Below are 25,233 nucleotides of genomic sequence, written 5' to 3'. Positions count from 1 at the left end.
ATGAATAAAAAAGTAACGCTAACTATTGCTTCACTTTTAGTGCTTATAGTAGGTTTTTGGGGAGTAAAAGCTATAACGAATAAAGATGTACAGCAAGGAGATAAAAATATAAATATAGAAATTATATCTAAATTAGATAATTTAAATGAAAAGATAAATATAAATACAGATGAAGAAAAATTAGGGCCTGTTTTATTAAAAGAAGAAGGTTATAAAATCGTAGATGGAATGGTTACTACAGTTAAAGATATAGATTTAAATGGTAGTACTTCTGAGTATTGGCATATATCTATAAATGGTGAAGATGCTCAGGTAGGGGTAAATGACCAAGTTATAAAAGATGGAGATACTATAAAGTTTGAAAGAATAAAATTTAAATAGAAAATAAAAATGGTATTAATATAATGCCATTTTTTTTATGTTTATAATTATATATAAAGTTACTATTTTAGTAACAATATTTCAAATATATTAAAGTCACATTGAGAGAAATATATTATACATGCTATAATAAGTAAGTAAATTAAAATAGAAGTAATATGGTGGTAAAAATATGACTGATAACATGATAGACACAATAAAAGATAATAACTTAATAATAAGTATAAAAGATAATAACTCTTATATAGATATACCAATTGAAATTCTAGAAAAAGATGAGAAGTTACTTAAAGATTATATAAAAATATATAAATTAATAGAAAATTTAAAGGAGTCGATAACTAATTATATATTTGATAAAAATAAGGAAATAAGTATAGGAACTATAAGTAACGCTATCTTAGAGCTAAGGAATGAAGAAAACTTAGACAAAGTACTTTCATATATAGACATAGATATAGATAGACTAGAGGAGAAGTTTAAGTCGCTATGTGCTTGTTTACTTATTAGCTCAAAGGATATAGAAGATTTTAAAGAAGGTATAATTAAAGAACATGTAACCTCATCTACTTTAGAAGGAATTATAAATGAGGAATATATAAAATCTATAATAGAGCATATAAATACTCATAGTATGTATTCTTTAAAAGACAAATCAAGGTATGGAGCTATATCAAATGAGTTTGATGTAATTAGCCAAGAGAATATAAAAGATTTTAATGAAGAAGAAGTAAATGGTAGATACAGCCCAATATTAGTTATACATAGGCCAGCTAGATATAATAGAGGGCAATATATATTAGAAGATACACATTATGTATATATAAAAAGGCAGCCATTAAGGGCACTTATAAAACAAGAGCGTTTAGAAGAAAAAGGGATAGATTCTATTGGGGCAATAGTATATAAAAAGCTTGAACATGATTTAACTAATGAAAACTTACAAGAAATATTAGCTGAATTGTATGTGTATGGTGAGCAAAATAATATTAAGTTTGAGAATATAAAACTAGCGGATATAACTTCAAATAAGGTATGGATGACTGCTGATAAGCTGAAAAAAGAATTCAAAGAACTTAGATATTACCATAAGAATTTAACTCAAAGGGTTAAGGAAATGTATGATACTACAGGGGAATACTATACTCAGGTAAGTGGAAAATATATATTTAATAGTAGAAAGTTTTTAGATTGTTATAGAGCATTTAAAAATAGAGATATAAGTAGCTAAATAAAACTGTAAAATAAATAAGGCTAAACAATTATCATTTGATTGATGATTGTTTACCTTATATACCATTAAGAATAGCTAGATTTAATATATAATAGAGTACATAGATATACCAATTACATTTGAATGTGTATATCCAAGAGAAAGTGAATTTGCAAACTGTATACAAAATATAGCAGTACATATCTATATTTAGTTTATGAAGAGTATCAATGAAATGCGGTACTATCGATTTATCTTGATAAAAATTTAAATTCGAGAGAACTAGGTAAAAAATATAAGGTGTTTTAATAGAATATGGCTGTTAAAAGTATAAGATTATATAGTATGAAATAATATTATATATTTGTTATAGCGCGAACAATAAAGATAGATATGTAGAAAAATGTTGAAAAACATACTTAAATTAGATATAATATAATTAAAATAAAGATAAATATTCATATATCTATGGTAATATGGTCCATAAGTCTCTACGAACTCACCGTAAATGAGTTTGCTATGAATAGTTAACAAATACTAGTCAATATCTTTTTATAGATACATCTAGATATATGTTCTATTCATATAGAATATATATCTTTTTTATTTTAGGAGGGTATGACATGATAGCACAAAAGCAACAAGAGGAAATTAATGCCTCAAAGTCTTTCTTAGACAAGATATTTAATTACTCTGAACGTGGTTCAAATTTAAGAACCGAGGTTTTAGGAGGAATTACAACATTTTTAACAATGGCATATATTGTATTCGTAAATCCAGCTATATTATCAGATGCTGGTATGGATAAATCTGCACTTATAACTGTTACTATTTTAGCTACAGCCATTGGTACATTAATTTTTGCAATATTAGCTAATGCACCATTTGCACTAGCACCAGGTATGGGGCTTAATGCATTTTTTACATATTCACTGGTTATTGGAGAGGGAATTCCTTGGACTCAAGCTCTTGGAGTAGTATTTATTTCTGGATTAATATTTTTAATTTTAGCCTTAACAGGAGTTCGTAAATATATAGCAGAAGCTATACCAAAAGAGTTAAGTATAGCTTCTGCATCAGGTATTGGTTTATTCCTTGCATTTGTTGGCTTAAAAGGAATGGGTGTTATAGTTGGTGATGAATCTACTTTAGTTTCTTTAGGTGATTTTACTCCAACTGTTATAATATCTTTAGTAGGCCTTTTACTTATGGGAATATTTGAAGTTAAAAAAGTAAACGGTGGAATATTAATAAGTATTATTATAACTACAGTAATATCAATATTCTTTGGATATGTTGAACTTCCAACTTCAATAATATCAACTCCACCAAGTATTGAACCAGTTGCATTTAAACTTGATATAATTGGGGCGTTAAAGTTTTCTTTAATAGGACCAATATTCTCATTTATGTTTATAGATATGTTTGATTCATTAGCATTTTTAATAAGTTGCTGTAAACAAATGGGACTAGAAGATAAAGACGGAAATATAAAAGGATTATCGAGAATGTTATATGCAGATGTTACTTCTACATTAATAGGTTCTTTACTGGGAACAAGTACTGTTACTACTTTTGGAGAATCAGCTTCAGGTATTGCTGCTGGTGCTAGAACAGGACTTGCATCTGTAGTAACTTCAGGATTATTTTTAGTTACATTATTATTCACACCAATATTAGGTGTAGTTCCTAGTTATGCGGCATCACCAGCACTTGTATTAGTTGGTGTATTTATGTTCTCTAGCATAAGACAAGTAAACTTTAGTGATAGTAAAATAGCATTTTCTGCATTTGTAACAATACTATTAATGCCTCTTACTTATAGTATAAGTATAGGATTATGTTTTGGATTTATTTCATATATAGTAATGCATATTGTTGCAAAAGAGACTAATAAAATAAGTTTAACACTTTGGATAATAGGAATATTATCTGTTATAAATTTAGTTCTTAGTTAAAAATGAATTGTATAAAAGGTTCTGTTAGAATTTTTCTAACAGAACTTTTTTAGATTAAAGATTGAAATGGAATTTTTAGAGACTGGAAAGGTATAAGTATCAAAAATACTGTATTACAATAACTTATGTTATAATAAAGGTAAAGAATAGTCAGAGATAAAAAGGTAATCTTATAATGATGCTCTTTGAAAATATATATATAAATATAAATTTATTTATAAATAAAATAAGGAGAGAAAATATGAATCATGAAAAAATAAGCAAAAATGCAATGGGGTGTATGTTTGTAGCAACTTTTGTACAAGTTTTAATAGTATCAAGTATTTTGCTTGTCGTTTATCTGATTTTTAAGGATAGCCTACCATATATTATAAAAATGATAATGTTAGTAATAGTCGCGCTTGATGTTATATATTTAATTATTTCACCAAAAATTAGATATAAAAGATATAGCTATTCGATCACTGAAGATTCTATAGATATAAAAGAAGGTTTTTTATTTATACAAAGGAGTATAGTTCCTATTGAAAGATTGCACAAAATTGTAATAGAAAAAGGGCCTATTGATAGAATTTTTAAATTAGGTAAAGTTATTGTTACTACTGCTGGTGGAGATGTAGTAATTAGATTTTTAGAAGAGGATAAATCTGAATTTATAGCAAATTCTCTAAAGAAAAAGATAAACGAAATTGCTATAAAATCAAGATTAGACAATATTGATAAAGTATAATTCTAGGAGGTATTTATGAGAGAAAAGTTTAGATGTCATCCTAGTATTATACTTGAAAATATAAGTGGGATATTTATATTTCTTATATTATTAACAATTTCTAGTTATGATGATATAGCAGTATTACTTACTGAAGGTGGAGTAATAATAATAATGAGTATTTTGGTATTATTATCTTTTATAATAATATACAATATACTCATTTGGTACAAGACCTATATCAGTATTGAAGAAAATACGATTATTATTAAAAGAAATACAATAGTATCTAATGAAAATACTTATGGAATTAAAAATATTTCAAGTATTAACTTAGATCAAAATGTTTTTGAGCGTATGATTGGTACGTACAAAGTTAAAATTGATACAGATAGTTTATCTACTGCAAATGATACAGATATTGAGATAGTCTTTTCTAAAGAAAAAGCATATGAATTTAAGAAAAATATTCTAGGGCTAATGAATATGGAAAAATCGAAGTCTATTGATAATGAAAATAAAGGTATAAGTTGTGATGCTGAATTAGATTTTATGAAAGATGATGATATAGAATATGATTTAGTTTATTCTACAAAAGATATAATAAAGCACTGTCTTTATAGTCTACAAGTAAGACTAATTATTTTCTATTTGGTAGTTTTCTTATTTACTACGGAAGTATTAAAAGAATTAGAAGGAATATCATCAATAGGTTTATCAGTTATTCCTATTGGAATAGGTATATTGCAACCTCTGATAGGAAATTTACTTAAATATCATAAATTTTCTATAAAGAGATTAGAAGATAGATTATATATAAGCTATGGAATGTTTAAGAAAAGAAAATATACTGTTCCAGTAAATAGGATAAATGCTATTAATATTAAACAGTCAACAATATCTAGAATATTTAAAAGATATAGTGTAGATATTGTTACAATAGGTGTTGGAGATGATGTGTCTGAAGGTTCTAAGATATTACTGTCTAGTAATAGAGAAGACTTTATAAAAAATATAAAGATACTACTTCCAGAGATTAGTTTAGGTGATGATATAGCTTTACAAAAAGAATCTAAAAAGAGCCTTATAATAAGGTTTTTTAACATTACAATATATATGACTATTTTAGGAATTGTACTATATTTTATTACTAGATTAAATTATAAAATACCATATGTATTTATATTAGGATTAGTAATATTTTTAGGTGGATTATTAATTTTTTATATGATCTATATTACTAGAGGCATTTATTTAGGTGAAGATAAATTGATTATTTCATTTGGTGTTTTTACAAAGAAAATCAGCATTATTAAATATAAAAAAATTCAGTATATGAATGTGCATAAGACTCCAATTAGTAGCAAATTAAATTTATGTAACGGTAAAATTTATATTTTAGCTAGCTTAGGTAATGATATGAGAGCTATAGGATATTATGATGAAGATTTATTTGAGAAGTTGGGTAAAAAAATAATAAGTAATTAAATAATATTTCTAAAAGCAAATACTTTTTATGGTAAATATAAAAGGTATTTGCTTTTTTATTGTAAAAAAATTAATATAATTTTTAAAATTGAGCATAAAAAATAAACCATCTAAAATTATTTATTGTATGTTGACAAAAGTATATAAAAGTAATACAATTGAATTTATAATGTTAATAAAAGATATAATATATCAATTTTATAATAACACAAAAAAAGTGACAAGTCAATAGTATTTCAAAAAAAGGAGATGGTAAAATTTGATATCACCAGTCATACTAAGTTCAATGCATCTAAAATTACACTCTGTACAGAAAAATGAGATATTAAATTTGAACAATGAATCTCAAGGTTATGGATTAGTTCTAAGCAAAGAAGATGTTGATGAAATAATAAATTCAAGAAATGATACTTTAAAATATTACGGCAGAATAGAATTAGATATAGATGTTACAAAGAAGATTATAGAGAATTTATATACATCTCAATATACAGAGAAGGATGACTATGTAGAGTTAATTAATGATATGCAAGAGATTTTTTATTATTTAAAAAATGAAACATTAGATGAAATAAGTGATATAGAAATTATAACTATATTAGATAAATTTTATAATGGATATAGTGGTAGAATAGACAATGTTCAAGAGGAAGCTGAAAGGTTTGCTAAGGAGTTTAAATTTATAGGGGGAGAGTGATATATAGTGAACTTAGAAACTATAATAAAAGATAGATTCAATGCTAAAAATTTAGACAAAAATCAATATGCAATCTCTATTATTAGAGAGTGCTTAAGAGTTAGTATTATAGATGAAAACTTATTACACAAAACCCAATTAGAAATAGCAGAGATTTTAAAAGAACTTATTCTAAAATATACAAAAAATCAAAGTAGCTCTGTGCAAATTGAAGTAGCAGAAAAGCTTATTATAGCAATTTGGTATACAGTGGACGCATATTTACTTAATTTTGAAGAAGTAGAGGATTGTATTAAATCCATAAAAAATGAAAGTATAAATCAAATGTATAAAAGTGGTCAATTTATTTTAAAAAGTAGATTTAAAAAGGCTAGAAGTCTTTATGAAGCTACAATTGAAAATAAGATAAATACAGAAATAATAGCATATGATGATACTTTATTAGAAGGTATAAAGGGATTTTTTGAAAATTATAATATAGAGTTTGAGCCTCATGAAATGCCAGGAAGTATAGATTATCCCTTAGCATTTGATGACTGGAGTGTTCAAGGTCTTAACTATATTGAAAATTATCTTTGGAATCTTTATATAGAAAATAAAGTTTGCAGATATTTTGAAGAAGATGATATAAAGAAGATTTTAGATTATTATGGAAAAGCCTATAAAATAGATTATAGAGATTTGCTTATAAACTCATTTGAGATGACTATTACTAATGCGATATTTTCTATTATGTGTAGAAATAGCAGTGGGACTTTAGATATAAGCGAAAATCAGTTTAAATACGTAGAAGAGATATTAAAAAAACTAGGTAAGCACATAAGTAAACTGATAGATTTAGTTGTTGATAAACTTATAAAAGATTTAAATATAATTGATGAAAATGAAATAAGTTATATAGAAAAGTATAAAGAAGATCTAATCGATAGAACATTAAGTGCTATTAAAGAAAATAATATTAAAAATATACTAGTAATTACAGAAGAACAAGAAGAACCTGAGAAAAGTTTTATTATTGCTGAAGAAAATAGACTTGATGATAAGGATTTTAAAATTGTTGTTGATGAAATCATTGAGTCAAGAAGTATAGATAGTAAGATAGAAATTATAAAATCCAAAATAAATTCTGTAAAAGATTTTATAGATATGTTAAAAAGTGATTGCTTATTTGGTGAAGAATTTATTGATTTGTTTAGATCATTAAGTGAAGTTGAGTTAGTTATTTTAAGTAAGATTGTATTTAATGAGGAATGTAGAATGAATACTTTAGATTTACATGATGTTATTTTTTATGATGTTAGTAGAGATTATGAATGGGCAGAGTACTTTATTGAATTTTTAAGAACTCTTGATGATGAGAAGATTAGCTATATTGGAAAAAAGATTAATCAAATTTAATAGGAAGTATATTTATTTGAAATAGATATACATTGATAGATATTTTGTTTATGTCTTTAGAAATATATCATATAAAAATAACTAGATTCTACTTAATGTAGGCACTAGGTATTTTTATATGATATAACTTCAGTCTTTATTATACTAAATAAAATAAGTTATTTAGTGTAATAAGGTTTGTCATCTAGTGTTATTGAATCTTTATATTTTCCTTCTATTTCAAATATAATTATTTTATTTTTTCCTATCTTTAATAAAGGTGCAGGTATGTATAAATAATTAGTAGGTCCTATTTCCCAGAAACGTCCTAAGTTAAAGCCATTAATAAAGGCGCATCCTTTACCAAATCCCTCTGTACTTAAAAATGTATCTCCCTTTTGGTTAACTTCAAATTCATATTCATAAAAAGCAGGTGTATTTTTTTTATAATATCCATTAAAGTCAACTTCATTTATGTTATTAAGTTCCAGGCAGTAGTGATCCCAACCAGTATGGAAATGCATGTCTAACATAACTCCACCCTTTATACCTTTTCTTTGAGACGGTGATACTAAGCTAGCACCGTAGTTAATTCTTCCTAAATTTTCAACTAATATATCTAATATATTATCATCTTCTTTATCTAAAATTAAAGATTGATTAGTACCTATAAAGTTATCTTTATATAATGTGGCATGGTAATTCTCATTAATAAATATTTGAGCTCTATCATCCATACCTATCAATTTAAACTTTTCTAATTTATTCTTTTTACCAACGTTAGCTCTATATAAGATATACCCATATCCTTGACCTAGCGCTTCCATATTTAAAGTATTCTCATCATATATTGGTTTAGCTAATTTATCTAATGTACTGAATAAACTTACTTTATTAGAAAGTTTTATATTACCATAAGATACTTTATTTATATTAGTAGTAAGCTTAATTTCAGGAATCTTAACATAGTTAGATATAACTTCTTTAAATTTGTTGTACTTCTCAGTAATTTCTCCAAACTCATTAAGTAATGCATCATAGTCATAAGTTGTAGTTTGAGGATCGATGCCATCATGGTAACTACATCCATTATAAAAACCAAAATTTGTTCCTCCATGGTACATGTATATATTAACATGTCCTACATCTAATAAATCTTTTAGTTCATTTGCTGCATCTTGAGCATCTCTTCTTTTAAATTCTTTACCCCAGTTATTAAACCATCCAATCCAGAACTCCATACACATAAGAGGTCCTACAATATTATTTTTTTTCATAAAATCAGCTAGTGCTCCAATTTGTTCTTTTGATCTAGATCCGAAGTTAGCAGTGGGGAAAACACCTTCTTCTATAATTGTTCCAGCCTCTAAAACTTCTTTCCATCCACCATCAGATGTAAATAAAGGAACTTCACATCCATGTTTTATCATAAGATTTTTGATATTTTTTAAATATGTTTTATTGTTTCCAAAAGATCCATACTCATTTTCAACTTGCATCATAATAACTGGTCCACCTTGAGTTATTTGTAAAGGTCTTATGTATTTGAATAATTCCTCAAAATATTTATCAACAGCATTTAGGAATATACAGCAGTTACTTCTAACTTTTATATCTGGATATTTTAAAAGCCATGCAGGTAATCCTCCAAACTCCCATTCAGCACATATATATGGAGTAGGTCTTAATATTACATAAAGTCCCATTTCTTGTGCTAGTTTAGTGAATTTAATGAAATCTTTTTGACCTTTAAAATCAAATATACCCTCCTTAGGTTCATGTATATTCCAAGGTATATATGTTTCAACAGTATTACATCCAAGAGCTTTTAACTTTTCAAGTCTATCAACCCAATACTCAGGTATAACTCTAAAATAATGAAGAGCACCTGAAATTAATTTGATTTTTTCATTATCAATATAGAAATCTTCTCTTATTTCAAATGTATGCATATTATAATCCTCCCAATAATTAAAAGTATATATATTTAATATAAGCAAGTATCGTGCCAATTAAAATATATGACACTTTATGAATATATGTACTTTGTGTCACATATTAAATTGAAAAAATATTATAGTGTAATTAAATTGAATCTAAGTAAAATACCTATAAATACGTATATATTTATTAAATAATTCTGATTTGAAAAATATGGTATAAAAATTGCTATTAAATTATAGAAGCTAAGTAAACTTAGGAGGGGATTAGTATGAAAATAATTAGAAAAAAAAGAGGGATATGTACTAGTTTAGCTGCGGTATTAATAATCAACAATTTAATAGCGGCATCACCTGTTAATGCTAAAGAAGATGACTCTGGGGATAAAGTTTTATCAGACGGACGTATAAGCGAATACAAGTTATTAGACATAAATGGAGACTTTGAAGAGTTACATACTATAAGTGATTCATTCGCCACATTTTGGAAAGAAGGAGAAAAACCACAAAAGTGGGATATAAGAAGACATACGAGTTCCAAAAAGGATATGCTAGGAGAAATAGTAACAGATGATGTTAAAAGTGGAGAGAAAGCTGTAAAAATTAATTTAGATCAAGCTACTGGATTTTTTCAAACTGAAACAAATATAACTCCTGGAAAAGAATATAATATAAGCGCATGGATGAAAACAAATAACTTACAAACAAACTGTAGTAATACATCACATAAGGGGATATCTGTTAGAGTAGAGCAAATTGATTCACAAAGTAACGTATTAAAAAGAATAGATATAGATAAAGTATCGGGAACAACAGATTGGAAGGAGTATAAAACGACAATAAAAGCAGAATCAAAAGCAGTAAAACTAAAAATGGTATTGGTGTTTGATACAGGTTTAGATTCTGGAGCAAGTGGATCTGTAACTGTTGATAATTTTAGAATAGATGAAGTTGAGTACGAACCTATAGGGATAGATTTTTCAGTGTCTAATTTAGAAATACCTATAAATTATACAGGTAAATTAGATTATGAAATACGACCAATACAAGCCAATAATGAAGAAATTGTATGGACAAGTAGTAACATTAATGTAGTAGAGATAAATAATGGTGAATTTAGAGGAGTAAATGAAGGGCACTCAACTATTACAGCAATACTTAAAAACTATCCAAATATAAAAGCTAGTTGTAATATAAATGTTATTAAAGAAGTAAAGATAGATAAAGTTGAATTTGAAGAAAGTTCAATAAGTTTAGATAATGGGAAAAATTATATAGTTAAATCTAAAGTATATCCACAATATTCTAATGAGCAATATTTGCTAGAGGTTGAAGATGAAGATATAGCTACAGTAAAAGATGGAGTAGTGATAAGTAAACAAGTAGGTAACACTCGTGTTGTAGCTAAAAATAGCAATGGCGATGAAGTAGGTAGCTTTAATTTAGTTGTAAATAATTATACAAAAGATATATACGATGAGTTAGCTCAAAAAATAGAAAAGTCTTTAGTTCCAAATGATTTACTATCTGTAGTTAATGAAAGTGATATGAACTCAGTCAATAGCATAGTAGATAGGGCGATTGGATATTGGGAAGCTATGAATAAAGATGCAAGTAAAAACTATTTATGGGAAGATTTAAGTGATACCACAAATTCTAATCATATAACTAAAAGTTTTGAAAGATTGCTAGAAATGGCAAAGGCTTATCATTTGATTGGTTCGAAAGTAAATGGTAGTTTAGATCTTATGAAAGATACTGTATATGGATTAGACTGGATGATGGAAAATAGATACAATAAGACTTATTACAACAACTGGTGGGATTGGCAAATAGGATCACCGCAAAAAATAACTGAAACTATGATTTTAGTTAAGGATTACATTACAACATCAAAAATAAAGGATTATGTAGATATTATTTCATTTTATGTACCAAATGCTAGGGATCAATGGCAAGGAAATACAACTAAGCCAGGTGTTATTGTTACAAAAACTACAGGTGCAAATAGATTAGATATGTGCCAAGTAATGATATATAAAAGTATATTAGGCAAAGACAGTGAGAAAATGCAAGAAGCAAGTGTAGATATACTACCAGAGTTAAAATATGTAACTAGCGGAGATGGATTTTATACTGATGGATCTATAATACAGCATGGAGCACTTCCATATACAGGAACATATGGAGCGATACTTTTATCAGGTATAGGTAAAGTAAATTATATGTTAGAAGGAACTGAATGGTCACTTCCAAAAGATAAAGTTGAGATGATTTATGATGTTATAGAAAACTCTTTTGAACCATTAATGTATAAAGGATTAATGATGGATATGGTAAACGGAAGAAGTATATCAAGATCTACTGGTCAAGATATTAATAATGGTGAAGGAATTATGAAGAGTATAGTAAAGTATTATATTCCAGCAGCAACAAAAGAGAAATCAGATGAACTGAAAGGTATGATAAAGCACTGGATAATAGAAAATGATGCTAAAAATATATTACAAACGACTGGCGATTTAGAATTTAAAGCATTAGCTACTAAAATTGTTGAGGATAAAGAAGTTAAATCAAGAGGAGAATTGATAGGTAACTATAACTTTGCTAACATGGATAGAATGGTTCATAGAAGAAAGGGGTTTATATTTGGTACAAGTATGTATTCATCAAGGACGTATATGCATGAAGGAAATATGAACAAAGAAAACTTAAAGGCATTCCATACGGCAGATGGTATGACATATTTATATAACGGAGATATTGAACAATACTCAAAAGGATTTTGGCCAACTATTGATCCATATAGATTACCAGGAACTACAGTAGATACACTAAGACTTAAAGATGGTGCAGGTGGAAGTAACGTAAGAGGAAGCCAATCTTGGGTCGGAGGAAGTACGATAGATGGACAATATGGTGCAACTGGGATGTACTTAGATAAGTCTAAGGACAAAGATTATGATATGGATTTAAAGGCTAAAAAGTCATGGTTTACATTTGATGATGAAGTAGTAGCATTAGGAGCTGGAATATCAAGTACTAAGGGGAGAAATATAGAAACTATAGTGGAGAATAGAAGACTATCTGACTCAGGAAATGAAATATTTATGGTTGATGGAAATATTGAAATAAGTGATATAGGAGATAAAAATTATAAAAAAGAAGTTAGTTGGGCTCATATTAAAGGAAATAAAGAAAATACAGATATAGGATACTATTTTCCTAATAAAGCAAATGTAAATGTATTAAGAGAGTACAGAAATGGTAGTTGGAAGGATATAAATGGATCTCAAGCTGATGAAGTTGAAGAAAATAACTATTTAACTATGTGGGTGGATCATGGAGTTAATCCAGAATTAGATAATTATTCTTATGTTTTATTGCCAAATAAATCGGCTAAAGAAGTTAAATATTATAATGAAAATCCAGATGTAGAAGTTTTAGCTAATAGAGAAGAAGTACAGGCAGTAAGGGAAAATAGATTAAAAATCACAGCAGCTAATTTCTGGGAAGATAATCAAAATATAGATTTCATCACAGTAGATAAAAAATCTTCTGTGATGATAAAGGAGGGAAATGGAAATTTAAAGGTTGCTGTATCAGATCCAACTATGAAAAATGACACTATAAAAGTAACTTTAGATAAATCAGCAGAAAGTGTAATAAATAAGGATGATAGAGTTAAAGTCATTGAATATAAAGAAAATATAGTTCTAGAATTAAATGTAAAAGATTTAAAAGGCAAATCAATAGGGATTGAATTTAAAACTAAGGAAAAAGAAGAATTAAAAGCTCCTACTAATATAAAAGTGGAAAAAGAAAAAAGCAAAAAATATACAATAACATGGGATAATCCAAATGGAATTAAAACTAAAAGCTATGAAGTTTATGTAGATGGTAAATTTATGACAAAAGTTAATAATGAAAAAGTAAAATTAAATTTAAACAATGGGGAGTATATAATAAATTTAGTGGCAGTAAATAAGTATGGGCTAAAGTCAGAAGTAAGTGAGAATTTAATAATTAAGTAATAAAAAAAGAGAGTCTAAAATAATTTAGACTTTCTTTTTTAAAATATAAAATATATAAAATATGATATAATAAATGCGAAAATATAAAAAGGAGAAAAAATAGGGAAAATGACGAATAGGGAGAAGATTCAACAGAAACTAAAATATTATACAGAGATTAAACTTAAAGAAAATGGAGCAGGTGTTATTGCAAATGAAATAGCTGAAGCACTTGGGCTACAAAGAAACGTAGTTAGTCACTACCTAAATGAACTTTGCAAATCAGGAGTTGCTATTAAGACTAATACAAGACCAGTTTATTTTTGGGATACCGAAATAATAAACAATATAGAAATAGATGAAGAAAAGAAGGAAGATAAAGACCCATTTAATGAGCTTATAGGATTTGATGGAAGTCTAAAAGAACAGGTAGATCAATGTAAAGCAGCTGCTATATATCCAAAGCACGGCTTACCAATAACTCTTACTGGTGAAAGTGGCGTTGGAAAAAGTTATATAGCATCATTAATTCATAAATATGCAATATATAAAGAATGTATTGATGAAAAAGCACCAATAGTAACATTTAACTGTGCAGATTATGCGAATAATCCAGAATTATTATCAGCAAACCTATTTGGATATAAAAAAGGTGCATTTACAGGAGCAGATAAAGATAGACCAGGTCTTATAGAATCTGCTAATGGAGGATATTTATTTTTAGATGAAGTTCATAGGCTTGGTAATGAAGGACAAGAAAAACTGTTCTTATTTTTAGATCAAGGTAAGTTTAGAAGAATAGGTGAAACTGATAAATGGAGAAGAGCAAATGTAAGATTTATATTTGCTACGACTGAAAATTTAGATGAAGTATTATTAGATACATTTAGAAGAAGGATACCTATTTTTGTAGATATACCGAGCTTAGAAAAAAGAAGCATATCAGAACGATTAAATTTAATATACAGTTTTTACTTAAAAGAAGCTAATAAGTTAGGAAAAGATTTAATTGTAAATAAAAGTATGGTTAATGCATTACTATCTATAAAAGGTAAGGGAAATATAGGATTATTAAAAAATATTATTATTAGTAGTTGCGCCAATTCATATAGAAATAAATTAGATGACGATATACTTCATATAAATACTCAAGATATAGCTAACAACTTTAAAAATGTTATAAAAGTAGAAAAAAACGTATATCATGAAAACTTACATATTATAAGAAAAGAAGAAAAATACAAAAAAGTAATTATGAAAAATATTGATGAAAATCCAATAATAGAAGAGTCATTAAAAAATATTCATCAGATTATTAATATGGCTAATAAATGTGAAATGGATGATGAGAAATTTAAAAAGCTTACTACACTTAACATGAATAAAATATTAAATGACGTAGCATTTAATAAAACAAAGATTCAATCAGATATAATTACATATGAATTTACAGAAAAAATAGTGAAAAATGCATTAGAATACATAAGAAAGAATTACGGTATAAAATGTAATGGAAGTACAACTAAGCTAATGTCATCTTCTATTATGATACTAAAGGATATGAAATATTCAGATTATATGACACTAAGTGAATATAAAAAGTGTGATGAAATTTTAAAAAATAAAATTCCTCAAAGTTATATAATAGGAAATAAGATAGCTTCTATTATAGAAGAAAATTTAGACTATGAAAATAAAAATATATTAAGATTATATCTATCATTATATATAAATTGTTTTTGTATAAATGAAAGTAAGAGATGTAATGCTATTATAGTAGCTCATGGGTTTTCTACTGCAAGTAGTATAGCATCGGTTGCTAATACAGTACTTGAGAGTTTTGTCTTCGAATCTTTTGATATGCCGATGGATACACCGGTTTCAACTGTGGTGAAAAAAATAAGAGGATATCTTCAAAATGTTGATACTAAAAAAGGAACAATAATACTAGTTGATATGGGGTCATTAAGAGATATATATAAAGAGTTGAAAAGTGTAGTAAAAGGTGATCTAGCAATAATTAATAATATATCTACTCAATTAGCATTAGATGTTGCAAATAAAATTATAAACAAAGAAGAAATAGAATCAATAGTAATTGAAGCATCTAAAAATAACAAAACTGAGTATAAGTATTATAAATCTGAAAATAGAAAGAAAGCCATAATAGTATCATGTATTTCAGGAATAGGAACTGCAGAAAAGCTAAAAGAGATAATGACAAAATGTGTAGGGGATGCAGATATAGAGGTAATAACACAAGATTATAATTCTATAAAGTATCAGGATAATGAAAATAAAATATTTAAGCAGTACGATGTAAAACTTATAATAGCTACGGCTGGAATAGATAGGGATGATGTACCGGTAATTGAGATGCAAAATCTTATTAATAATGAGGGAGAAGAAAAAATAGAGAAAGCACTTAGTGGAGTAGTTAAAGAAAAAAGTATAGGAGATATAAAGAATGATATATTAAAATTATTCTCATTACAAAATATATTAAATCAGCTTACAATACTTAATCCTAATAAAGTAATAGAAGAAGTTGAAAAAATTGTTTATAAATACGAATATGAATTAAATACGAAGTTTCCAAATGATTTAAAATTAGTATTATTTATTCATATAAGTGTTATGATGGAGCGTTTAGTTTTAAGAGATGAGATAAAGTCACATCCAAATGAGAATAAATTTATGGAGTGTCATAGTGAATTCTTTAAGGTGTCACAAGAAATATTTGAAGACATATTAAAAGAGTATAGGGTGTCATTGCCATTGGGGGAAATCGTTATTATATATGAGATGATACAGGCTCGTATAAATATAAAATAGATATTACACAAAGTTGGCATACAACTTGCTATATAAATATAGTATAGGAGGTGACACATAATGTATAAAGTTTTATTAGTTAGCCACAGTGGACTAAGTAAAGGATTATTAGATGCTACTGAAATGATATTAGGAGATGCAGATGGAGTGGACTATATAATTTTAGATGAAAGTGGTATAGAAGTATTTTCTAAAAAATTAGATGAAAAAGTAGAATTTCTTACAAAAACTAGTGAGGGATTATTGATCTTAGCGGATATTTTTGGAGGAACTCCATTTAATCAATCCATGATTAAGTCTCAACAATATGAAAATGTGAGAGTTGTATCAGGTGCAAATTTACAAATGGTTATAGAGGCTGTTATGAATAGAAGTAACAATATAGATGAAGTTGTAGAGAACATAGTATCATCAACAAAAGACTCTATAATACAAGGGATTATAAATAAAAATAAAGAATTAGAACTTAATGACTAGGGGGAAGCTAAATGGAAATCGAAATATGGCAAATAATTGCTGTAACACTGTTTGCTGTTATAGCACAATATGATGGTCTTAACACAGGATTTGGATTTGCTAAGCCAGCAGTTGCTGGAGGGATAGCAGGTTTATTGATGGGAGATATGACAACAGGTCTTTTTGTAGGGGGTACTTTAAACCTTCTATCACTGGGAGTAGGAAACTTTGGTGGAGCTGTAATACCGGATTATACAAGTGGAGCAATACTAGGAGCTGCATTTGCAATAATGTCAGGACAAGGGGGAGAATTTGGTATAAGTCTAGGTATACCAGTAGCTTTATTATTAACTCAATTAGATATATTAGCAAGATTCTCAAATACTTTCTTCCAACAAAAAGCAGATAAGTATGCTAAAGAAGGTAATATAGAAATGATAGAAAGAATGAATCTTCTAGGACTAATACCATGGGCCTTATCAAGAGCAATACCAGTGGCAATAGGTTTATACTTTGGATCAGACTTAGTTCAAATGATAGTGGATAATGTTCCTATGTGGTTAATGGGAGGATTAAAAACTGCAGGTGGAATAATACCAGCATTAGGTATAGCAATATTATTAAAGTACTTATCAATAAAAAAATATGCTGCTTACTTATTTATAGGATTCGTATTAGCTGCATACTTAAATGTACCTATGTTAGGAATATCATTTGTAGGTTTAGCGTTAGCAATATTAACATTTGAAAGAAGAAAAGAAACTAGTGTTGCATTTGTAGGTGGAGGAGATGATGAAGATGAGTAATAAAGTAGATAAAAAAACAATGAAATCTGTTTTTAGAAGATGGTTATTTGGAGTACATACTTGTTGGAATTATGAAAAAATGCAAGGGTTAGGATTCTGTTATGCGATGATACCTGCATTAAAAAAGATATATAAAGATGATGAGAATGGATTAAAAGAAGCAGTTCAACATAATATGCAATTCTTTAATACTAATGCCTCTACTGGATCGGCTATAGTAGGAGCAGCATTAGCGTTAGAAGAAAAAGGACCAGAAGCTAGAGAAGCAGTAACTGCGATAAAAACTGGTTTAATGGGACCACTAGCAGGTGTTGGAGATACTTTATTCGTTGTTTTACCTAATACAGTAATAGGTTCAATAGCAGCTTATATGGCATTAGAAGGACAACCAATAGGTATATTCTTATGGATAGCATTTAATATATTAAGATTATTCTGTATGAATAAATTTATGACATTAGGTTATGAAAAAGGAAGTATGTTAGTTGGTAGTATTGGAGGATTATTAAAGAATTTAACAGAAGCTGCGAATATACTAGGTATAACAGTAGTAGGAGCGTTAGTACCAAGTGTATTAAATGCTAAGTTTGCACTAGAATGGCAAAATGGAGAAGTATTATTTAGTCTTCAAGAAATAGCAGATAAAATAATGCCAGGCTTAGCTCCAGTTGCTATAGTTGGATTCACTTATTGGTTATTAGGTAGAAAAAAAATGACTTCTACAAAGGCGATATTCATATTAATGGGATTAGGTATAGTATTATATAACTTAAAAATACTTGCTTAATAAAAAATATAAGATGATTGGGAGAATTTATTATGAAGGGTATAGTACATATAAGAATAGATGATAGATTAATTCATGGACAAGTTGCAACAAGATGGTCAACTGGACTTGGAGCAACTAGAATAATGGTAGCTAATGATGAAGTTGCAGCTGATGAAATGCAAAAAAGTATATTAAGAATGGTTGCACCTCCAGGTATAGCAACATCTATAATAAGTAAAGATACAGCAGCTAAGAACATATTAGCAGGAAAATATGCTAATCAAAAAGTTTTAATAGTATTAAAAAATCCTATGGATGCATTAGATCTAATGAATAAAGGATTAGAGATAACTGATATAAATGTTGGAAATATGGCAAAGCGTGATAATACAGTTCAAATAAAAAAATCTATAAGTGTTACAGATGAAGAAGTAAGTGCATTTAAAACTCTTATGGAAAAGGGTGTAAATTTAACAGCTAGAATGGTTCCAGATGAGCCAGATACTTTATTAGTTAAATTCTTAGAAGAAGCTGGGTTATAAGATTAAATAAAGGAGTCCTTTTAGGACTCCTATATTTATAAATAATTACTAGGGGGCTTATTATGAATTCAATAGCATTAGAAGAAATAAAAATAAAAGATAATGTAAAAGATGTTTTGTTTTTAAGTAAAGAAGAAGTCAAAGATGCATTAGATTTTGTTATAAAGAAAATAGATGAAAATTTAGATTTATATACAGAGAACTTTCCAAGTGCTTGTACAACAAATAATGTTTATAGAACGAAAAAGAATGATGACTGGACAAATGGATTTTGGACAGGTATGCTTTGGTTAGCTTATGAATATACAAATGATGAAAAGTATAAAAAAGTATTAGATGTTCAAATAGATAGTTTTGAAAAAAGATTAGAAGAATACTTTGTGCTTGATCATCACGACATAGGATTTTTATATTCACTATCTACAGTTGCAGGATATAAGGTAACAAAAGATGAAAGATGCAAGGAAATATCTATAAAAGCAGCGTACAAATTATTAGAGAGATATGATGAAGAAGGAAAGTTTATACAAGCATGGGGAGTAAAGGGTGATCCTAAGGAATATAGATTAATAATAGATTGCTTATTAAATTTACCACTTCTTTATTGGGCATATGAAGAAACTGGAGATGAAAAATTTAAAATAGCAGCTAATAGCCATTTTAATACAGCTATAAATAATTTAATAAGAGAAGATGGGTCATCATACCATACATATTATTTTGATGTAGATACAAAGCAACCGATAAAAGGTGTTACACATCAAGGTTATTCAGATGAATCTAGCTGGGCTAGAGGCCAGGCTTGGGCTATATGTGGTATGCCATACAATTATAGATATAATAAAGTGAAAGAGTGTAAATATATATATAAAAGGGTTTTAAATTATTACTTAAATAGACTTCCAGAAGATTTAATATGCTATTGGGATTTAGTATTTACAGAAAAAGATAATGAACCAAGAGACTCATCATCAGCTGCAATAGTTGTTTGTGGAGTTTTAGAAATGAACAAATACATGGATGAATGTGAAGAAAAAGAAATATATATAAATGTAGCTCATCAAACTTTAAGAAATTTAATAGAAAATTATACAAGTAAAGATGAAGCAAATGCAAACTGTATATTATTACATGGAGTATATTCTTGGCAACATAATAAAGGAATTGATGAAGGAAATCTTTGGGGAGACTATTACTACATGGAAGCATTAATGAGATTATACAAAGATTGGAACTTATATTGGTAATAAGATAACCGCTATATTTATATATAGCGGTTTGTTATTAGGAGGAAGAATGAAGGAGATATTTGATATTATAGATTTAAATTATAAAGGGCTTGAAAGTGTAAAGAAAAACTATGAAGAAGAAAATATTGATTTGGCAAGAAAGGAGTTAATAAATTACTTTAGAAACAGAAAGCATATAAAAGGATTTATAGGAGACAAAGAGCCATTAGTAGACTACATAAAGTTAAATAAATATGAAGAACTTAAGTCTATACTAGATATGGCTAATAATTTTGCTAATAAAAAAATAATTTATGACATGAAGTGGGATATGGAGAGGTGCAAAACCCCATATATATTTGAGTATGACATAATATGGGATACAATACCTTTCAATGATCCTGAATGGACTTATATGCTAAATAGACATAGATATTTTATAACATATGGCCAGAGCTATTTAATGACTAAAGATAAAAAATACATAGATGCTTTTAATAATCAAATAAAAAGTTGGATAAATACTTCAAATCAAACTGGAACAGAAAATAAATTAATTTATAGGACTATAGAAGCTGGTTTAAGGTGTAGAAATTGGATAAAAGCACTAGAGTATTTTATAGAAGATAGAAATTTAAAAGATTCACTAATAGAAGAAATTTTAATAACTATAAACGATCATATGGAATTTATAACTAAATCTACAAGAGAGGATAGACTATTAAGTAACTGGGTAATTTTAGAGCAACATGGAGTATTTATAGCATCTACATATTTTCCTGAATTAAAAATATCAAATAAATTAAGAGAAAATTCATTAAATATAATAGAAAGTGCATTAGAAATACAAATTTTAGATGATGGTCTACAATGGGAACAGTCATATATGTATCATAATGAAATTCTAAATTGTATGCTAGATGTGGCTATTATAGCCAATAAAAATAATATAAAGCTATCAAATTATATAATAGATAAAATTAAAAAAATGTCTTATGCAACATTATCATTTATGAAACCTAATTACAACCAAAGTAACTATGGTGATAGTGATGAGGAGGATTTAAGAGATATATTAGGTCTTGCATCTGTGGTTTTAAATGACGGTCAATTAAAATACTTAGTTAATGAGTTAGACTTAGAATCTATATTTAATATAGGAATAGAAGGTATAAAAATATTTGAAGATTTAAAACCAGAAGAACCGAAATTTAAAAATATTGCTCATGGATCTTCAGGAAATTATATACTAAGAAATAAATGGGGAGAAGGGGGGACGTATACATTTTTTAAGTGTGGGCCAATAGGAAGTGGACATGGGCATTTTGATCTTTTACATTTTGATATAAATTATAAAGGCGAGAACTATTTAGTGGATAGTGGTAGATACAACTACGAAGAAGGTTGTGAATATAGAGAACTACTAAAAAGAGCAATAAGCCATAACACTACTACAGTAGATGATAAAGAATTTACTATATCAAGAGGATCATGGGGAAGTAGCAAAGTTGCTTATCCTATAAAAAGAGATTATAGTTTCAAGAAAACAGCTTCTCTTGTAGAAGGTTCTCATTTAGGATATTTTGATTTAGGGGTATTTACAACAAGAAAGTTAATCTATATAGAACCTAGTATATGGATAGTGAGTGATGAATTTATATCTCAAGGAACTCATAAATATAAATCATATTTTAATTTTGAAAAAGATAATTTAAAAATACTTGAAGATAGAGCAGTATATTGTGGTAAAAACGGAAAGCTGAACATTGTTCCAATAAGTGGACAAGATATAAGTCAAGAAGATGGGGTTATATCAAAAGAATATAATAGTATTTACAAGTCTAAAAAATGCACCTTAGAAGTAACAAAAGAAGGAACTACTAATTTAAATTCAATTATATATATCGATGATGAGGTTGAAATTAAAAGTATAGAATATGTAGATATTTTAAATTGGAGAAAAGAAATATTAGACAGACAGTATGCTGAGGCAATAAAAATAACTTTAGAAGATACTATTTATATTGTTGTAATCGTTCATTGTGAAGAACCAAAGGGTAGAAGAAATTATACAATAGATAATATTCCTTTCTATGGCAGAACAGGAGTAATAAAAATTAAAAATGATACTGTAATAAGAGAAGTACTAACATTCTAAAGTTGTGTAACACTCAATCTGAATTTGTGTCACACTTCTAAATTGGAAAATGTAAATTACAGTATTTAATTATAATAAATGTAAATGTTTATAGTGCTTACAGAACTTGGCATGAAAATTGCTTATATAAATAAGTATAAAACAAAATAATACTAGGGGGTAATGTAATGAATATAAGATATGCAAATCATCCACAAGATTCAAAAAAATATACAACAGAAGAATTAAGAAACCACTATCTGGTTGAAGAAATATTCCAAGCTAATAATATACATTTAACATATAGCCACGTAGACAGAATAATATTTGGTGGAGCAATGCCAGTAGGAGAAGTTCTAAAGTTAGAAGCTGGCAAAGAAATGGGTGTGAAATATTTCTTAGAAAGAAGAGAAATGGGTGTTATAAATGTAGGAGGTAAAGGTAGCGTAATACTTGATGGTGTTGAGTATGAACTAAAAGCTCAAGATGGTTTATACATAGGTATGGGAACTAAAACTATAGAGTTCAAATCTCAAGATACACAAAATCCAGCGAAGTTCTATATAAATTCTGTTCCAGCTCATAAAAGCTATCCAACTGTAAAAATAGATATAAATGAAGCTAATCCAGTTAGATTAGGAGATAATTCAACATTAAATAAGAGAACTATATATCAATACGTACATCCAAACGTATGTGAAAGCTGTCAATTATTAATGGGGATGACTATTTTAGAAGAAGGTAATGCATGGAACACGATGCCTTGTCATACTCATGAAAGAAGAATGGAAGTTTATTTCTACTTTGATATGGCAGAAGATACAAGAGTATTCCACTTTATGGGTGAACCAGAGGAAACTAGACATTTAGTTGTAAAGAATGAAGAAGCAATAATATCTCCAAGCTGGTCTATACACTCAGGTGTTGGAACAAGTAACTATACATTTATATGGGGAATGTGTGGAGAAAACCAAACATTCGATGATATGGATGCAGTTGAAATGTCAAGATTAAGATAATAAGCTGGGAGGAATATGAATATGAGTAATTTACAAGAATTTTCAATGAACTTTTTCAATTTAAATGAAAAAGTTGCAATAGTAACAGGTGGAAATACAGGTATAGGACAAGGATATGCAGTAGGTTTAGCTAAAGCAGGAGCTGACTTGGTAGTGGCTACATATGATACTAACTGGGATGAAACTAGAAAAATGATAGAAGCTGAAGGAAGAAAGGTTGTATTTGTACAAGCGGACTTAACTAAAGCTAAGGATAGAAAGAAAGTTATAGATGAAGCAATAAATACTTTTGGAAAAATAGATATATTAGTAAATAATGCAGGAACTATAAGAAGAGCACCTCTTCTTGAGTACAAAGAAGAAGATTGGAATGCAGTTATGGATATAAACTTAAATGCAGTTTATTTCTTAAGCCAAGATGTTGCTAAAATAATGGTTGAACAAAAAAGTGGTAAAATAATAAATATAGCATCAATGTTATCATACCAAGGTGGAAAATTTGTACCACCATATACTGCTAGTAAGCATGGTGTAGCTGGTATAACTAAAGCATTTGCAAATGAGTTAGCATGTCATAATGTTCAAATAAATGCTATAGCACCAGGATATATAGCAACTGATAATACAGCACCTATTAGAGCAGATGAAAAGAGAAATGCAGAAATACTAGGAAGAATACCTGCAGACAAATGGGGAGAGCCATTTGATTTAATGGGAGCAGTAGTATTCTTATCAAGTAGAGCATCAGATTATATTAATGGACATGTATTAGCTGTTGATGGTGGATGGTTAGTCAGATAAACTATAAAGTAAATGAAATTACACATGGAGTGCATCGCACATAAATTTGATTGCGATACATCATACTTTTCCTATTTGCATTCTTTATTTAATTATTTTTCGTACAGCCAGTAATAAGATTTACTTTTGGAAGTGTAGTTGTTAATAAATTAGATAGGGAATAATGCAAAACCAAAAAAGTTATGTAAATATAAAAAATACTCATATCAATTGATATGAGTATTTTTGTTTAGAAATTTATTGATTTACTTCATTATAAAGAGAAGCAATCTTATCTATTTCAGTTTGAGGTGCAGCACATAAAGGATAGAATCCTTTTTTTATTAACCACTCAGATACCTCATAAGCATGATTACAAGACATTGTAAATGCATCTTTTAAAAATTCCCTTAAAGTTGGATTAGTTGCCTCCATTGCACTCCAAGCATATTCTCTACCAGCTCTTTTTAGAGTTAAAAGGTATCCTGTGGCAATTTCCCTATCATTTAATTGTTGTATGTCTGTTCTAGGAGTAACAGGTATAGGATCAACAGGAGCTGAAGTAAAATCTTGTAGATTTATTTTTAACTCAGGAACATTTAACTTTTCTGTAGGTGCACTAGATTCTTTAGCAAATCTTACCTTAATATTATAATCTTGTACATGCACTGGAAAATGAGTTTCTATCATAGATTTGAGTTCTGGATCTGTGACTTGGTTTTTGTACAGTGCCATATTAGTTATACTATTTACACAACTTAAAATCAGTTCATGTAAGTTATGTAGTTCTGCTGGTGTTAATTTCATAATTAATTTCTCCTTTTTAATAAATTTTGCATTAATAGTATTCCTAATAAATCTAAAAGATTGTGTGGTAAATAATT

At 27.8% G+C, this 25,233-nt stretch carries 19 protein-coding genes and 1 riboswitch; of the genes, 17 read left to right on the top strand and 2 right to left on the bottom strand.

Annotated elements, in window-relative coordinates; genetic code table 11:
• From H8923_RS01205 to H8923_RS01175, 7 genes are all read left to right on the top strand, one after another.
• On the top strand, positions 1–381 hold the full coding sequence (locus H8923_RS01205; protein WP_153971429.1) for a DUF4430 domain-containing protein: 381 nt from the start codon (positions 1–3) through the stop codon (positions 379–381).
• Positions 382–553: 172 nt separating this feature from the next.
• Positions 554–1,612, top strand: coding sequence for a hypothetical protein (locus H8923_RS01200; RefSeq protein ID WP_153971430.1), 1,059 nt, complete (start codon positions 554–556; stop codon positions 1,610–1,612).
• A 420-nt stretch (positions 1,613–2,032) separates the two neighbouring features.
• Positions 2,033–2,134: riboswitch (purine riboswitch) on the top strand.
• 83 nt (positions 2,135–2,217) lie between these two features.
• On the top strand, positions 2,218–3,552 hold the full coding sequence (locus tag H8923_RS01195) for an NCS2 family permease (protein WP_153971431.1): 1,335 nt from the start codon (positions 2,218–2,220) through the stop codon (positions 3,550–3,552).
• A 241-nt stretch (positions 3,553–3,793) separates the two neighbouring features.
• The gene (locus H8923_RS01190; RefSeq protein ID WP_153971432.1) at positions 3,794–4,282 is read left to right on the top strand and encodes a PH domain-containing protein; all 489 of its coding nucleotides are present in this window, start codon (positions 3,794–3,796) and stop codon (positions 4,280–4,282) included.
• Positions 4,283–4,297: 15 nt separating this feature from the next.
• Entirely contained in the window at positions 4,298–5,749 is a 1,452-nt protein-coding gene (locus H8923_RS01185; protein WP_153971433.1) for a PH domain-containing protein, read from the top strand.
• A gap of 259 nt (positions 5,750–6,008) precedes the next feature.
• Entirely contained in the window at positions 6,009–6,446 is a 438-nt protein-coding gene (locus tag H8923_RS01180; RefSeq protein ID WP_153971434.1) for a DUF6323 family protein, read from the top strand.
• A 6-nt stretch (positions 6,447–6,452) separates the two neighbouring features.
• Positions 6,453–7,844 (top strand): DUF6179 domain-containing protein, encoded by a 1,392-nt coding sequence (locus tag H8923_RS01175; protein WP_153971435.1) that lies wholly within the window; start codon positions 6,453–6,455, stop codon positions 7,842–7,844.
• A 158-nt stretch (positions 7,845–8,002) separates the two neighbouring features.
• Here the strand turns inward: H8923_RS01175 and H8923_RS01170 are convergent, their stop codons facing one another.
• A complete protein-coding gene (locus H8923_RS01170; RefSeq protein WP_153971436.1) occupies positions 8,003–9,775 on the bottom strand; it encodes a glycoside hydrolase family 35 protein in 1,773 nt (590 codons plus the stop codon).
• A gap of 260 nt (positions 9,776–10,035) precedes the next feature.
• Between H8923_RS01170 and H8923_RS01165 the strand changes: the two genes are divergently transcribed.
• The 10 genes from H8923_RS01165 (at position 10,036) to kduD (ending at position 24,370) form a co-directional block, all read left to right on the top strand.
• Positions 10,036–13,797, top strand: coding sequence for a polysaccharide lyase family 8 super-sandwich domain-containing protein (locus H8923_RS01165; protein ID WP_153971437.1), 3,762 nt, complete (start codon positions 10,036–10,038; stop codon positions 13,795–13,797).
• 108 nt (positions 13,798–13,905) lie between these two features.
• Positions 13,906–16,611 carry a sigma 54-interacting transcriptional regulator gene (locus H8923_RS01160; protein ID WP_153971438.1) on the top strand — a complete coding sequence of 902 codons (2,706 nt, stop codon included), beginning with the start codon at positions 13,906–13,908 and terminating at the stop codon, positions 16,609–16,611.
• A gap of 60 nt (positions 16,612–16,671) precedes the next feature.
• The gene (locus tag H8923_RS01155) at positions 16,672–17,088 is read left to right on the top strand and encodes a PTS sugar transporter subunit IIA (protein WP_153971439.1); all 417 of its coding nucleotides are present in this window, start codon (positions 16,672–16,674) and stop codon (positions 17,086–17,088) included.
• Between the two features lie 11 nt (positions 17,089–17,099).
• Positions 17,100–17,873 (top strand): PTS mannose/fructose/sorbose/N-acetylgalactosamine transporter subunit IIC, encoded by a 774-nt coding sequence (locus H8923_RS01150; RefSeq protein WP_153971440.1) that lies wholly within the window; start codon positions 17,100–17,102, stop codon positions 17,871–17,873.
• The gene (locus tag H8923_RS01145; RefSeq protein ID WP_243139928.1) at positions 17,866–18,660 is read left to right on the top strand and encodes a PTS system mannose/fructose/sorbose family transporter subunit IID; all 795 of its coding nucleotides are present in this window, start codon (positions 17,866–17,868) and stop codon (positions 18,658–18,660) included. Before H8923_RS01150 ends, H8923_RS01145 begins: the two co-directional genes overlap by 8 nt.
• Before the next feature lie 32 nt (positions 18,661–18,692).
• Positions 18,693–19,184 (top strand): PTS system mannose/fructose/N-acetylgalactosamine-transporter subunit IIB, encoded by a 492-nt coding sequence (locus H8923_RS01140; RefSeq protein WP_153971442.1) that lies wholly within the window; start codon positions 18,693–18,695, stop codon positions 19,182–19,184.
• A 62-nt stretch (positions 19,185–19,246) separates the two neighbouring features.
• Positions 19,247–20,431, top strand: a complete 1,185-nt coding sequence (locus tag H8923_RS01135; protein WP_153971443.1) for a glycoside hydrolase family 88 protein — start codon at positions 19,247–19,249, stop codon at positions 20,429–20,431.
• 49 nt (positions 20,432–20,480) lie between these two features.
• A complete protein-coding gene (locus tag H8923_RS01130; RefSeq protein WP_153971444.1) occupies positions 20,481–22,571 on the top strand; it encodes an alginate lyase family protein in 2,091 nt (696 codons plus the stop codon).
• Positions 22,572–22,738: 167 nt separating this feature from the next.
• Positions 22,739–23,569 carry a 5-dehydro-4-deoxy-D-glucuronate isomerase gene (kduI, locus tag H8923_RS01125; RefSeq protein ID WP_153971445.1) on the top strand — a complete coding sequence of 277 codons (831 nt, stop codon included), beginning with the start codon at positions 22,739–22,741 and terminating at the stop codon, positions 23,567–23,569.
• A gap of 21 nt (positions 23,570–23,590) precedes the next feature.
• Positions 23,591–24,370: a 2-dehydro-3-deoxy-D-gluconate 5-dehydrogenase KduD gene (kduD, locus tag H8923_RS01120; protein ID WP_153971446.1), complete on the top strand. Its 780-nt coding sequence runs from the start codon at positions 23,591–23,593 to the stop codon at positions 24,368–24,370.
• Positions 24,371–24,607: 237 nt separating this feature from the next.
• Here kduD and H8923_RS01115 read toward each other — a convergent pair whose 3' ends face one another.
• Positions 24,608–25,156 carry a spore coat protein gene (locus tag H8923_RS01115; RefSeq protein WP_153971447.1) on the bottom strand — a complete coding sequence of 183 codons (549 nt, stop codon included), beginning with the start codon at positions 25,154–25,156 and terminating at the stop codon, positions 24,608–24,610.
• Positions 25,157–25,233 lie beyond the last annotated feature (77 nt).

Source organism: Romboutsia faecis (assembly GCF_014323405.1).
Classification (GTDB): domain Bacteria; phylum Bacillota; class Clostridia; order Peptostreptococcales; family Peptostreptococcaceae; genus Romboutsia_E; species Romboutsia_E faecis.
This window is presented reverse-complemented; position numbering and strand designations above follow the sequence as displayed.